The organism is Buttiauxella agrestis (assembly GCF_900446255.1).
GTDB classification, from domain to species: domain Bacteria; phylum Pseudomonadota; class Gammaproteobacteria; order Enterobacterales; family Enterobacteriaceae; genus Buttiauxella; species Buttiauxella agrestis.
Map to the genome: position 1 here is coordinate 3460751 of NZ_UIGI01000001.1, position 13743 is coordinate 3474493.

A 13743-nucleotide genomic window follows, 5' to 3' on the forward strand; every position below is an offset into this window, starting at 1 on the left:
ATCTTTTTTAAATGGTTTACAAGTCACCCTATGACCCCTGCTGATTTAGCGTTCGACCAACAACATATCTGGCACCCGTACACTTCCATGACCCAACCGTTACCGGTTTATCCGGTGGTTTCGGCGTCGGGCTGCGAACTACAACTTGCTGATGGTAAAGCCCTTGTTGACGGGATGTCGTCCTGGTGGGCAGCAATTCATGGCTACAATCACCCGCGCTTAAATCAGGCGATGAAAGACCAGATTGACCAGATGTCGCACGTGATGTTTGGCGGTATCACGCACCCGCCTGCGGTGGCGCTGTGCCGTAAATTAGTTGCCATGACGCCAGAAAACCTTGAGTGCGTGTTCCTCGCCGACTCCGGTTCCGTTGCCGTCGAAGTGGCAATGAAAATGGCGTTGCAGTACTGGCACGCAAAAGGCGAGCTGCGCCAGCGTTTCCTCACCTTCCGTCATGGGTATCACGGCGATACCTTCGGCGCGATGTCGGTCTGCGACCCGGATAATTCCATGCACAGTTTGTGGCAGGGGTATCTTCCGGAACATCTGTTCGCGCCCGCACCAAATTGCCGTTTCGACGATGAATGGGACGAGATGGATATCGTGCCATTTGCCCGTTTAATGGCCGCGCATCGCCACGAAATTGCCGCAATTATTCTTGAGCCGATTGTTCAGGGCGCTGGCGGAATGCGTTTTTATCATCCTGAATGGCTTAAGCGCATTCGCCGCATGTGTGACCGCGAAGGTATTTTGCTGATTGCTGATGAAATCGCGACCGGCTTTGGGCGCACCGGGAAACTCTTTGCCTGCGAACACGCGGGGATTTCACCCGATATTTTGTGTCTCGGCAAAGCACTGACCGGCGGCACGATGACGCTTTCCGCCACGCTGACCACACGTCTGGTCGCCGAAACCATCAGCGATGGCGAAGCCGGTTGTTTTATGCACGGCCCGACGTTTATGGGGAATCCGCTGGCTTGCGCCGTCGCAACAGAAAGCCTCGCTTTGCTGGAAGAAGGTCACTGGCATCAGCAAGTTAGTGCCCTGGAACAGCAGTTGTCTGCGGGGCTGAAACCGTTGCTGGGCAGTGAGCAAGTGGCGGATGTGCGCGTGCTGGGGGCGATTGGTGTTGTCGAAACTCACCAACCAGTGGATATGGCCGCCCTTCAGGCATTTTTTGTCGAGCAAGGCGTGTGGATTCGTCCGTTCGGCCGCCTGATTTACCTGATGCCGCCATACGTTATCAGCCATGAGCAACTGGCAAAATTGATCAACGCCGTAGCACTTGCGGTAGAAAACCCGGCGTTTTTCAAGAGCTGAGCACCAGCAAGCCGCGCGAGTTTGCACTACACTTCGAGGATCTTTTCATGCGCCCAACAGGGAGATTTAGATGAAAATTCTCATGGTTTTAACTTCGCACGATAAACTCGGCAACACTGGCAAACCCACAGGCTTCTGGCTTGAGGAGTTTGCCGCGCCTTATTATGTTTTCCATGACGCCGGTCTGGACGTGACACTCGCTTCGCCAAAAGGCGGCCAACCGCCGCTTGATCCCAAAAGTGATGAGCCGGATGCACAAACTGACGACACCCGCCGTTTCCGTGGCGATTCCGCCGCCCAGAAATTATTAGCAAATACCCAAAAACTTGAGAGCATCAACGCTGATGATTTTGACGCTGTGTTTTATCCCGGCGGCCACGGGCCATTGTGGGATCTGGCCGAAGATCAAAACTCCATCAAACTGATTGAGCAATTCTGGGCTGCGGGTAAACCTGTCGGCGCGGTCTGCCATGCGCCGGGCGTTTTGCGCAAAGTTTTAAAACCCGACGGCACGCCGCTGGCCAAAGGTAAGCGGGTGACGGGTTTTACCAATAGCGAAGAAGATGGCGTGGGTTTAAGCGCTGTCGTGCCTTTCCTGGTGGAAGATGAGCTGAAAAATGCCGGTGGGTTATTTGAGCGCACCGACGACTGGGGCGAATATGCGGTGGTTGACGGGCATTTAGTCACCGGGCAAAACCCAGCGTCTTCGGCTATTGCTGCCCAGGAATTGCTAAAACTACTCGATCTATAGTTAAAGGGAGCGGTCATGAAACTCATTAGTCAGGATATTAAAGAAGGTGACAAACTCCCCGCCCGCCACGTGTTTAATGGCATGGGTTACGAAGGCGATAACCTTTCGCCGCATCTGGCCTGGGATGATGTTCCTGCGGGAACCAAAAGTTTTGTCGTGACCTGTTATGACCCGGACGCACCGACGGGTTCCGGCTGGTGGCACTGGGTGGTGGCGAATTTGCCTGCCGATACGCGCGTATTGCCGCAAGGTGCGGGTTCGGGGTTAGCCGACCTGCCAGAACCCGCCGTTCAGACGCGAACCGATTTCGGACAAGCGGGCTATGGCGGTGCCGCACCACCAAAAGGTGAAACTCATCGCTATATCTTTACCGTTCACGCCATCGATGTTGAAACCCTTGAAGTTGATGAGAATGCATCAGGGGCGATGGTCGGTTTTAACGTTCACTTCCACTCGTTAGGCAGTGCATCAATTACCGCGATGTTCAGTTAATCCACTTTTTATGAAGCCGATTTGCACAATCGGCTTCCCGTTTCGCTCAACTTAGTATAAAAAAGCAGGCTTTCAGATCCCTTTTAAAATTGCATTCTTTTTAATTTGCACTGCAAGGAGCAAGCCTTGAACACAATTTCGGTTACTCGTCGGGCAGCCATGCTCGCTTTTGCTGTGGCTTTGTCTGCCTGTAGCTCAACGCCTCCGGAAGACCGCCCTTCAACACAAGTGGCACCTGGTACCCAATCCCGCCCGGTTCTTTCAGGCGATGAAGCGCAGAACTTTGTTCAGGCGCGCTACTTCTCGTCTAAAAATAAAGATGAAGCCCCGTGGACACCGTCTTCTATTCGCATTCCTGCGCAACCTGACTTTGTTGTAGGTGCCGCTGGTGGCGAAGGTGTGACGCATACTTCGATTCAGGCCGCCGTCGATGCAGCCATGATTAAGCACAGCAACGCGCGCCAGTACATTGCTATTCAGCCGGGCGAATATGCCGGTACCGTTTATGTGCCAGCAGGCTCCGGTAGCGTCACGCTGTACGGCACCACCGATAACGCAAGTGATGTCAAAATCACGATGCCGCTGGACTCTGAAATTGACGTGAATACCTGGCGTCGTGCGGTCAACCCATCAGGCAAATATATGCCGGGTAAACCCGCCTGGTACATGTTCGATAATTGCCAGAGCAAGCGTAGCGCGACCGTTGGCATCATGTGTTCTGCGGTAGTGTGGTCACAGAACAATGGCTTGCAGATGCAAAACCTGACTATCGCCAACACCCTGGGTGACAGCGTTGATGCGTCTAATCATCAGGCAGTGGCGCTGCGTACCGATGGCGATAAAGTTCAGTTGAACAATGTTCACCTGCTGGGCCGTCAGAATACTTTCTTCGTGACCAACAGCGATGTGCAAAACCGCCTGTTGACCGATCGCCAGCCGCGTACTCTGGTGACGAACAGCTATATCGAGGGTGATGTGGATGTGGTGGCTGGCCGTGGCGCGGTGGTGTTTGATAACACTGATTTCCGCCTGGTCAATAGCCGTACTCCAGAAGGTTCCGTGTTCGCGCCTGCCACTCTGCCGAATATTTATTACGGTTTCCTGGCCATCAACAGCCGCTTTAGCGCTGCTGGCGATAACACCGCACAGTTGGGTCGCGCCTGGGATGTTGAAGCGAGCGAAAACGGTTACAGCGCAGGCCAGACGTCTAACGGCCAGGTTGTTATCCGTGACAGCGTGATTAACGAAGGCTTCAATAACGCGAAACCGTGGGGCGATGCCGCAGGTTCTAAGCGTCCGTTTACCGGCAATATCGGTACCAAAGGCGAGAAAGGCGAAATTCAGCGCGACCTGAATGATGCCAACGCGAACCGCATGTGGGAATTCAACAACCGCGGTGTAGGTAGTTCGGTGGTTGAAGAAGCGAAATAACCCAACGCTTTAAAACAAAAAACCTCGCCCACGCGAGGTTTTTTTATGCTTCAAAATCAATGGGCGTTAACAACCACCCACATCGGTCCTTGCCCTACGGCATAACGGCCTTTCTCTTCGAGTAAACCTTGCTCACCGGTGATTTGATAAACCGCGATATGGTGCGATTTCTGCCCTGCGGCAATCAGATATTTACCACTATGGTCTACGTTAAAGCCGCGTGGTTGAGTTTCCGTTGGCTGGTAGCCTTCCACCGCAAGCACGCTGCCGTCTTCCGAAACGCTAAATACGGTGATGATGCTAGCGGTACGGTCGCAGGTATATAAATGGCGGCCATCCGGTGTGATGTGAATATCAGCCGCCCAGCGGGTGTCTGAGAAGCCTGGAGGCATGATATCCAGCGTTTGCACGCATTCAATTTTGCCGTAAGCATTTTTCAGCTCCCAGACATCCACAGAGCCGTTCAGTTCGTTAACGCAGTAACCGTATTGTTGGTTCGGGTGGAACGCCATATGTCGTGGGCCAGCCCCTTCAACGGTGGTCACTTCCGCTGGGGTTTGAGCGACCAGATGACCGTCGTCAGACAATGTGAACTGGCAGATGCGGTCTTGCTTGAGCGCAGGCACCCACAGCGTGCGGTTATCAGGCGAAATGTTAGCGGAATGGCAACCTTCCAGACCTTCAACCACATCCACAACCTCACCCGGCAGGCCGTCGTTAGCCAGACTCACCACACTGACACTTCCGGCATTGTAAGACGCGCTGAACAGGAAACGGCCCTGATGGTCGGTAGAGATATGCGTTGGGCTTCCCGGTATTGCCGTCACACCCGCTTCCGTTAGCGTGCCGTCATCCGGCGTAATGCGGTATGCAATAACGCGAAACTCAGGGCGCACGCCCACATACAGGTAACGTTTGTCCGGACTAATTACCATTGGCTGAACCTGGCCTGGGGCGTCAACAACCTGCACCAGGGTCAGTTCACCATTTTGGTTAAGTTGCCAGACGTGAATTTGCTGGCTTTCCGGGCTGGCGGTATAGACTGTTTGTTTCATGAAATCTCTCTCCTCCCAACGTCTTGAGTAATAGTCACAAGGGTAGTGCGTTTTACCGACTCGTGTTGTCATTTTGAACAACGCCGCAAGCGGTGTAACATCGGCACAGGCCTTATGATTCTGAATTTGACTGGAACCCTAAATGACTTATCGCGTAATCGCCCTTGATCTCGACGGCACGTTACTCACGCCGCAAAAAACTATTCTTCCTGAATCACTGACAGCTTTACAACGCGCACGTGACGCTGGCGTGAAAGTTGTCATTGTGACGGGACGTCATCACGTTGCCATCCATCCTTTTTATCAGGCACTGGCTTTAGAAACACCTGCAATTTGCTGTAATGGGACTTATTTGTATGATTATCATGCGAAAAAGGTACTTGAGTCCGATCCGTTGCAGCCCGCGCAAGCAAACCAGCTGCTTGATTTGCTGGATGCCCACAATGTTCATGGGTTGATGTATGTCGATGAAGCGATGCTGTATCAGGAAACCACCGGGCACGTTTTGCGTACCGAAAACTGGGCAAAATCGCTGCCAGAATCCCAGCGTCCGGTGTTCCGCCATGTGAACTCACTGCGTGAAGCGGCGCATGATGTTGAGTCTATCTGGAAGTTTGCGCTGACGGATGAAGACACCGTGAAGCTAAAAAACTTCACCCGGGTGGTTGAACATGAATTGGGGCTGGCGTGCGAATGGTCGTGGCACGATCAGGTTGATGTCGCGCAAAGCGGTAACAGCAAAGGCATGCGCCTGGCACGTTGGGTTGAATCACAAGGCTTATCCATGAGCGATGTGATGGCTTTCGGCGATAACTTTAACGATTTAAGTATGCTGGAAAGTGCCGGACTTGGCGTAGCGATGGGTAATGCCGATGACGCCATTAAAGCGCGTGCCGACTTGGTGATTGGCACCAATCTGGAAACCGGTATCGCTGAGACGATTTATAAGCATTTGATTTAAAACGGTGAAAATGGTGGATAACGCTGTGCTTATCCACCCTACCGATCCCGCTATGCCGTTATCGACACGCTTTTGATTTGCGCGTACAACCACTGGCCAGGTTTTATCATTAGCTCATCTCTTGCCCACGGGCTAATCCGCGCCCACAGCGTTCGCGAACCCACTTCCAACTGCACTTCCACCTGCCCTTCATCGTCATAACACTGAGCCACTTTGGCACGCAGCACGTTACGAATACTGCTGTTGACCGGTGGCTGGAGAATCAACGAAACATCTGATGCCTGAATGCGAATACGCAACGACGCCTGTAACGGTTTATCGAGTTTGTTGACCCATAAATGCTGATCGCCGAGCGCAAGTGCCGTCATGGCGTAATGCGGATGATGCTCCAGCACCGTCACTTTCAGCACGCTACTTTGCTGCTCTTTAGGCAACCACGGGTGCATCACACTGCTGCCCCAAACTTCTTCCAGATTGCCAAAAGCTTTGACTTCGCCGCCATCGAGCACCAGCACTTTATCCGCCAGATGCAGAATTTCTTCCAGCGAGTGGCTGACATAAAGCATCGGGATATTAATTTCCCGCGCCAGACGTTGCAGATACGGCAGCAGTTCACGCTTGCGGGGGATATCCAGCGAGGCGAGCGGTTCATCCAATAGCAGCAGTTCAGGTGAAGTTAACAAAGCGCGACCGATCGCCACGCGCTGTTTTTCCCCACCGGACAAACTCCACGGGAAACGTTCTAACAGCGGCTCAATACCTAACAGCGCCACCAGTTTATCGAACTGCCCGGCGGCCGATCGCGGCATACCGTATTTCAGATTGCCGCGCACGCGGTAGTGTGGGAACAGGCGCGCATCCTGAAACACATAACCAATCCGGCGTTTTTCAGGGGCCAGGAAACGCTTATTCTCGGCATCACTCAATACGCGATCGTTCAGGACAATTCGCCCTTGTTGCGGGTGAGTCAGGCCGCTAATGGCATTAATCAGCGAGGTTTTACCCGCGCCAGAAACACCAAATACCGCAGTAATCCCCTGCCCCGGCAACGTTTCATTTATGGCTAAACGATGATCCCCCAGCGTCTGAACGAAATTTAACTCCAGCATCAGAGTGCCCCTATCCGTTTACGGCTCTGTCGGGCCAGCCATTCCGCCACCAGCAAAGACGCCAACGCCAGCACAATGGAAATCACGCACAAACGCGCTGCCGCACTTTCGCCGCCAGGGGTTTGAATCAGGGTATACATCGCTGAAGGAATAGTACGAGTTTCGCCAGGAATATTGGAAACGAAGGTAATTGTGGCGCCGAATTCACCGAGCGAGCGGGCAAATGCCAACACGGTTCCGGCAATAATTCCTGGCAATGTGAGCGGTAAGGTGATGGTGCAGAACACTCGCCAGCGCCCGGCACCGAGCGTGCGAGCGGCCTGTTCGAGTTTCATATCCACACCTTCCAACGCCAGGCGAATGGCTCGCACCATCAGCGGGAACGACATCACCGCCGCCGCCAATACTGCGCCGCGCCAGCTAAACGCAAAGGTGATTCCAAAAACGTCGTAGATCCAGGCACCAATTACGCCGCGCCGCCCCATCGCAATCAGCAGTAAATACCCCACGACCACGGGCGGGAGCACTAACGGGAGGTGGATGATGCTGTCGAGCAGGGCTTTGCCGGGGAACCGGCAACGCACCAGTACCCAGGCAAATAAGATCCCAAAAGGAAGGCTAAATAGCACCGCAAGGGTTGAGACTTTCAGGCTCAGCAGTACCGCCTGCCATTCGGGATCGGTCAATATCATTTGATTGTCGTAAATCCGTAACGTTGGAAGATAGCTCCCGCTTCCGGTCCTTTCAGATAAGTGTAAAACGCGCTCACGGTTGGGTTGTCGTGGCCTTTGACAATCGCAATCGGATATTCCACTTTCTTGTGGGAATCTTCCGGGAATGTACCAACCACTTTCACGCCTTTACTCGCCACCGCATCAGAACCGTAAACGATACCCATCGGCGCTTCATCGCGTTCAACCAAAGCCAGTGCGCCACGAACATCTTCTGCCGGAGCTAATTTTGGTGATAGCGTATCCCACGCGCCTAATTTTTGCAGCGCTTCTTTGGCATAAATGCCTGCTGGAACATGGTCCGGGTCACCAACGGCCAGACGGCCACCGTTGAGCAATGAAGCCCAGTCAGTTTTAGCGTCAATGGCGACATCGCCAATTTTGCTGGTTTTCGGTGCGACCACAACCAGGCTGTTGCCGAGCAGCGTTTCGCGAGAATCGGTTTTAATCGCGTCTTTGCTGACGGCGTAATCCATCCATTTCTGGTCGGCAGAAATGAATAAATCCGCAGGAGCACCAGCTTCAATCTGGCGTGCAAGCGTTGAAGATGAAGCAAAAGAAGACGCGATCTGAACCGTGGTGCCTTTCTGATATTGCGTGGCAATATCTTGCATTGCGTTAGTTAATGACGCTGCTGCAAAGACGGTAATTTTGCTGTTATCGGCAAATGCCTGCCCGACCAACGTGACGCTCAATGCCGCGCCTAATGCGAGACGTACCCACTGCTTAGCCATGTTTTACTCCACTGAGTTTCGTTATGTAGTGTGTAATATAACGATGCAAGCAAAGAAATTACAGAACTTATCGGCACAATGAGCGGAAAGTTTATTCACGAACTGCATGCAAGTCGCTCTCGCTAAAGCAAAAATATCGTCGCGAGGCCGAGGAAAATAAAGAAACCGCCGGTGTCGGTAATCGCAGTAATCATCACGCTGGAACCGACTGCCGGGTCTTTGCCCATCCGAATCATGAAAATAGGGATCAACACGCCCATCAGAGATGCCACCAGCAGGTTGAGCACCATCGCCAGCGTCATTACCCCGCCCAATGCGAGGTCGTCATAGAGAAGCCACGTTACGCCGCCCATCACGCCGCCCCAGATAATGCCGTTAATCAGGGCGACGCCCAGTTCGCGCAACACCAAAAACGAGAAGTTGCCCGGCTGAATGTGTTGCAGCGCAAGCGCACGCACAATCATGGTGATGGTCTGGTTGCCCGTGTTACCGCCAATTCCCGCAACAATCGGCATCAACGACGCTAACGCCACCAGTTGCGAAATAGTATGTTCAAACAGGCCGATAACGCGCGAGGCGACAAAGGCGGTACACAAATTTAACGCCAGCCACGCCCAACGTGCTTTAACCGCTTTGCTGACGGGGGCAAACACATCTTCTTCGGCGCTCAAACCACCCATACGGCGCAAATCGTTATCGGTTTCTTCGTAAACCACATCAACGATTTCGTCGATGGTCAGGCGACCAATCAGTTTGCCGCTGCTGTCGATAACCGCCGCACTGACTAAGTCATCACGCTCAAACGTTCGCGCCGCCACTTCATCATTATCTTCCGGAGCAAAACAGGTCGGGTTGTCGTCCATAACGTTTATCACCGGCGTTTGCGGCGCATGCAGCAAAATGGTGGTAAGACCGAGTTCGCCCAACAAGGTTTTATCCCGCGTGGTGACGAAAACTTTATCGGTGTTTTGCGGCACTTTGCCACGCAAACGCAGAAAACGTTGCACCACTGCCAGCGTGACATCGGCCCGCACGGTAATCACTTCGAAATCCATAATGGCGCCGACGCTGTGCTTTTCGTAATGCAGCACTTGTCTGACGCGAGTGCGCTGTTCTTGCGGCAATGTCGCCAGCAAGCGGCCCATCAGGTCACGGGGAAGATATTGCGCGAGGTAAATTTGGTCGTCGATATCCAGCGGGCGAATGATATTGAGCAACGCTTTGTCGCTCATATCTTCAATCAGGTCATCCCAGACGGTTTCCGAGGCTTCAATCAGCACTTTGCCGCGCTTCTCTTCCTTCACCAGACTCCACAGTGCGTGGCGCTCTTCCGTCGGTAACGCTTCGAGCACATCGGCCAGATCGGCGGCGGGCAATCGCGCCACCAGGGTCACGATTTCGGCAATATCCTGCTCGGGGGTATGAGCGTCCGGCTGTGGGATTTTATCGAGAATGCCGGTAGCGACAGCTTTATTGGTTAACAGAATCTGGAGGATTCTGGCTCGGTCTTGCGCACGCTGTTTTGTGCTGTACTTTGGAGTGACAGACATCTGGCAGTTTTCCCTGTGAACGACGAGCTAAGTTATAGCCTGTTGCAGCACAGAAAACAAAAAACCAGCCGATTAAGACTGGTTTACATGAAAGGTATTAGTGTCTGGTTCGCGCAACAGCATCCCTTGACGCATTATCACGTTCGTGACCGGTTAATTCGCTCAACTGGCCCTGGCGCATCTCGAGCAAGCGATCGGCATGAATAAAGTAGTGATCGTCATGGCTGATGGCAAAAATGGTTTTACCCATTTGCTGCATGAGTGGCAGCAGCGTCTGGTAGAACTCGCGGCGGAAATGAGGATCCTGATCGGCGGCCCATTCATCGAGCAGAATGATGTCACGCTCTTCTGCTAACGCCAGCAGTAACGCCACGCGTTTTTTCTGCCCTTTCGAGAGTTTCAGATTAAGGATTGTGCCGTTATCCAACTCCAGCTTGTGGCTCATTTGCAGGCGCTCAAGCCAGGTCGCCACCAGTTCAGGATTCGCCTGTTCGCCCTGTGGGCCAAGCAGGCGGTCAAACAGCCACACATCCGTAAATACCGCAGAAAAGAGTTTGCGATAATCATCCTGATTACTGGCATCAATCTTTTGCCCATCCAGATAGATCGCGCCAGACACCGGCTGGTATAGCCCGGTCAGCAGCATCGCCATGGTGGATTTACCGCTACCATTGCCACCAATCAGGAACAGCAGCTCACCGCGTTCAATTTTAAGGTTCAGTGGACCGACGGAGAATGTGTTGTCGCCGTACTGGAACACCACATCGCGCATTTCCAGGGTTTGCCAGCGAACCGGCTCTTTGCTGCGCGGGAATGCCGCATCGTAAGGCGCCAGGTGGAATTTGTTGAGTTTGTTGAACGCGACTTGTGCCGTTAATAATGTTGGCAATGCGCCAACCGCCGAAAGCATAGGCGTGCGTAAGAAAAGCAGCGTCAGGGAGAATGTTGCCGCCACGTTGGTATCAGACCAGCCGAGGCTGTTTGCCATCCAGAACACCAGGCCTATCACGCCGAGCATCATAATATTCGACCAGTTCACCGCGCTCAGATGGTAGGTATCAGCGCGAATAATATGGCTACGGTAATCGTTGGCATGAGGAATATAGGTGTCTTCATAGACGCGTTCCGCACGCTCGCGGTTTAACGCCAGTTCTTTGCGCCCTTCAATCACGGTCTGATAATCGTTATAAAGCTGGTCTTCAATTTCACGCAGTTGCGCCAGGTGTTTGTAAACCCGCGCGACCAGCACATAGCCGCCATAGATGGTCACTGCGACCCAAATCGCCGTGACGCCGAGCATTTTTGGCGACAGCCATACCAGATAAGCCGCTGAACCGAAAGTCAGAATAATGCCCTGAACCAGTTCCGGCAGACGCACAAAAGCAATGGTAATGTTGCGTACATCGCTGGTTAAACCTGCGAGCAGCGCCGCATTGCCGAGTTGTTCAACGCGTTCAACGTGAGTGTCCATCAGGCGCTTGATAAATTCGCTGCGCAGACGGAAAACGAAATGGTGGCCGAGTGTGGTCAGCGCTAATTGCGAGCCTAACGTCACCGCCATTAATAGCAGTAACAGACCCAGAAACTCAGGCAAAACCGAAAGGGAAATATCAGGCGTTTCAATCAAGCGCTGGTTGATAAAGGCAATTAAGCCGATACCGAGCGCCGCACTGAGCAAACTCAGCGCCATGACTATCAAGAAAGGCCAGCGGTACTGCCGGAAAACCACACGTAAAAGTTCCATTACTCACAACCCGTAAAACGAAAACAGCGAGCAGTTTAAACGGCTGGCATCCAACAGCAAGAATAATTCTTATTAATATTCGTGTTAACGGGTATGGCGGAAAGTAATGTTGTAACGAAACTCGCCAGTGGCGCTGTGTTGGCCTGCTTTAAGCGGCAAAATACCGTGGTAAAAAAGGCGGGAAGCGCCGCCCCACACCACCACATCGCCGTGTTCGAGCATCACACGCTTAAGCGGGTCATTGCGTTTAAGGCCACCAAACTGAAACACAGCCGGGAGGCCAAGCGAGACGGAAACTATCGGCTTTTGCAAGTTCAACTCGTCTTTATCCTGATGCAGCGACAGTTTAGCCCCCACGGCGTAGCGGTTAATCAGGCAGGCATCAGGCTCAAAACCAGGATATCCAGCCGCTTTTGATGCGGCATCCGATAGCTCACGAAAAATCGTCGGCATTGCGGGCCAGGGCTGCGAAGTGAGCGGGTCGATGGGCGAATAGAGATAACCGTGGCTGTCTGTTGTCCAGCCAACATCACCGCAGTTGGTCATCGCCACGGACATGGTGTATCCACCGGGCGTGACCATCTGGCGAAACGGGGAACGGTCAGCCACCAGAGAAATTTGCCCGAGAATCTGCCGCGCATCGGCACAGGCAAAGCGGCGCAAAATCACCGCCCCATCCGCCAGCGGCTCCTGCCACGGCGCTTCATCGGCAAATAAATCAAGCATCACTCCTCCCGCTGTTTGGCTTCAATCTCAAGTAACTGACGCTTACGATCCACCCCCCAACGGTACCCGGAAAGCGCTCCGTCGTTACGCACTATACGATGGCAAGGAATAACAACCGCCAGTTTGTTGGCCGCGCACGCTCCCGCGACGGCTCGAACGGCCTGCGGTTTACCGATGCGCCGGGCGATATCGCTATAGCTCGCTGTTTGCCCCGCCGGGATTTGACGCAACGCTTGCCAGACTTGTTGCTGGAATGCGGTTCCCTGAATATCCAACGGTAAAGCAACCTGCTGGCCCGGATGTTCAAGCACGCTCACCACCTGCGCCACTCGTCGGGCAAATGATTCATCGCCCACATCAAGTGAAGAATTCGGGAACAACGTTTCCAGCTCGTGAATCAAACTTTGCGCATCGTTACCTAACAGTATGGCGCAAATCCCGCGCTCACTCTGAGCAACCAGGAATTCGCCCAGTCGGCAAGAACCAACCACAAATTGAATGGTAGCGCGCACTCCCCCCCGACGATATTGCTTTGCCGTCATCCCCAGAACCTCATTCGCCTGCTGATAAAAATTGCTCCCGGACTGATAGCCCGCCTCGAAAACAGCGCGAGTCACTGGTTCACCATCATTGAGTTGCTCGCGCAGGCGTTTGGCACGAAGCGCTTGTTGCCAGGCTTGGGGCGTTAAGCCCGTGACCTGTTTGAAAAGGCGGTGAAAGTGAAATGGGCTCATTGCCACTCGTGCCGCAAGTTCAGCCAGCGCAATCGGTTCGCTGCTGGCTTCGAGAATTCGGCAGGCCTGGGTGATACGGTCAATCCGCTGCTGCTCTGGCGCTGGTTTATCTGGCTGGCAGCGTTTGCATGGCCGAAAACCGGCATCGACTGCGGCGGCAACATTTTCAAAGAACAGGACGTTTTTGCGTAATGGGTGGCGTGCGCTGCAAGAGGGGCGGCAGCAAATTCCTGTCGTTTTCACGGCAAAAACAAACTGCTCATCAGCGCGAGTATCACGGGTTTCCACGGCCTGCCAGCGGCTTTCATCGCTGACTTCGTCAAAAAGTTGTTTCATGACTGGCTCCTGTTTTTTGCTGTCATGGTATGACTTTGACAGCATAGGTGTGCTGAGAAACCCGCAATC

Annotated in this window: 13 protein-coding genes; 5 read left to right on the forward strand and 8 right to left on the reverse strand. The window is 53.4% G+C overall.

The features are described from left to right. The first annotated feature begins 30 nt into the window (after positions 1-30). The 4 genes from bioA (at position 31) to DY231_RS16465 (ending at position 3994) form a co-directional block, all read left to right on the forward strand. Positions 31-1320: an adenosylmethionine--8-amino-7-oxononanoate transaminase gene (gene bioA / locus DY231_RS16450; RefSeq protein ID WP_115630024.1), complete on the forward strand. Its 1290-nt coding sequence runs from the start codon at positions 31-33 to the stop codon at positions 1318-1320. A gap of 70 nt (positions 1321-1390) precedes the next feature. Then, entirely contained in the window at positions 1391-2071 is a 681-nt protein-coding gene (locus tag DY231_RS16455) for a type 1 glutamine amidotransferase domain-containing protein (RefSeq protein WP_115630026.1), read from the forward strand. A gap of 15 nt (positions 2072-2086) precedes the next feature. After that, positions 2087-2563, forward strand: coding sequence for a kinase inhibitor (locus DY231_RS16460; RefSeq protein ID WP_115630028.1), 477 nt, complete (start codon positions 2087-2089; stop codon positions 2561-2563). 126 nt (positions 2564-2689) lie between these two features. Next, a complete protein-coding gene (locus tag DY231_RS16465; RefSeq protein WP_115630030.1) occupies positions 2690-3994 on the forward strand; it encodes a putative acyl-CoA thioester hydrolase in 1305 nt (434 codons plus the stop codon). A 56-nt stretch (positions 3995-4050) separates the two neighbouring features. Here the strand turns inward: DY231_RS16465 and pgl are convergent, their stop codons facing one another. Continuing rightward, positions 4051-5049 (reverse strand): 6-phosphogluconolactonase, encoded by a 999-nt coding sequence (pgl, locus tag DY231_RS16470; RefSeq protein WP_115630032.1) that lies wholly within the window; start codon positions 5047-5049, stop codon positions 4051-4053. Positions 5050-5191: 142 nt separating this feature from the next. On the opposite strand from pgl, the gene DY231_RS16475 reads away from it, so the two are divergent. Beyond that, positions 5192-6010, forward strand: a complete 819-nt coding sequence (locus DY231_RS16475) for a pyridoxal phosphatase (protein WP_115630034.1) — start codon at positions 5192-5194, stop codon at positions 6008-6010. A gap of 50 nt (positions 6011-6060) precedes the next feature. On the opposite strand, the gene modC is transcribed toward DY231_RS16475, so the two are convergent. The 7 genes from modC to ada form a co-directional block, all read right to left on the reverse strand. Next, positions 6061-7119: a molybdenum ABC transporter ATP-binding protein ModC gene (gene modC, locus DY231_RS16480; protein WP_115630036.1), complete on the reverse strand. Its 1059-nt coding sequence runs from the start codon at positions 7117-7119 to the stop codon at positions 6061-6063. Continuing rightward, on the reverse strand, positions 7119-7811 hold the full coding sequence (gene modB, locus DY231_RS16485) for a molybdate ABC transporter permease subunit (protein WP_115630038.1): 693 nt from the start codon (positions 7809-7811) through the stop codon (positions 7119-7121). The genes modC and modB overlap by 1 nt, the downstream gene beginning before the upstream one ends. Next, entirely contained in the window at positions 7808-8584 is a 777-nt protein-coding gene (gene modA, locus DY231_RS16490) for a molybdate ABC transporter substrate-binding protein (protein ID WP_115630040.1), read from the reverse strand. Before modA ends, modB begins: the two co-directional genes overlap by 4 nt. A 122-nt stretch (positions 8585-8706) precedes the next feature. After that, complete coding sequence (mgtE, locus tag DY231_RS16495) at positions 8707-10134, reverse strand: magnesium transporter (RefSeq protein WP_115630042.1); 1428 nt, start codon at positions 10132-10134, stop codon at positions 8707-8709. A gap of 97 nt (positions 10135-10231) precedes the next feature. Next, positions 10232-11878: a multidrug ABC transporter permease/ATP-binding protein gene (locus DY231_RS16500; protein WP_115630045.1), complete on the reverse strand. Its 1647-nt coding sequence runs from the start codon at positions 11876-11878 to the stop codon at positions 10232-10234. Positions 11879-11962: 84 nt separating this feature from the next. After that, positions 11963-12604, reverse strand: a complete 642-nt coding sequence (alkB, locus tag DY231_RS16505; protein ID WP_115630047.1) for a DNA oxidative demethylase AlkB — start codon at positions 12602-12604, stop codon at positions 11963-11965. After that, entirely contained in the window at positions 12604-13674 is a 1071-nt protein-coding gene (ada, locus tag DY231_RS16510; protein WP_115630049.1) for a bifunctional DNA-binding transcriptional regulator/O6-methylguanine-DNA methyltransferase Ada, read from the reverse strand. Before ada ends, alkB begins: the two co-directional genes overlap by 1 nt. Positions 13675-13743 lie beyond the last annotated feature (69 nt).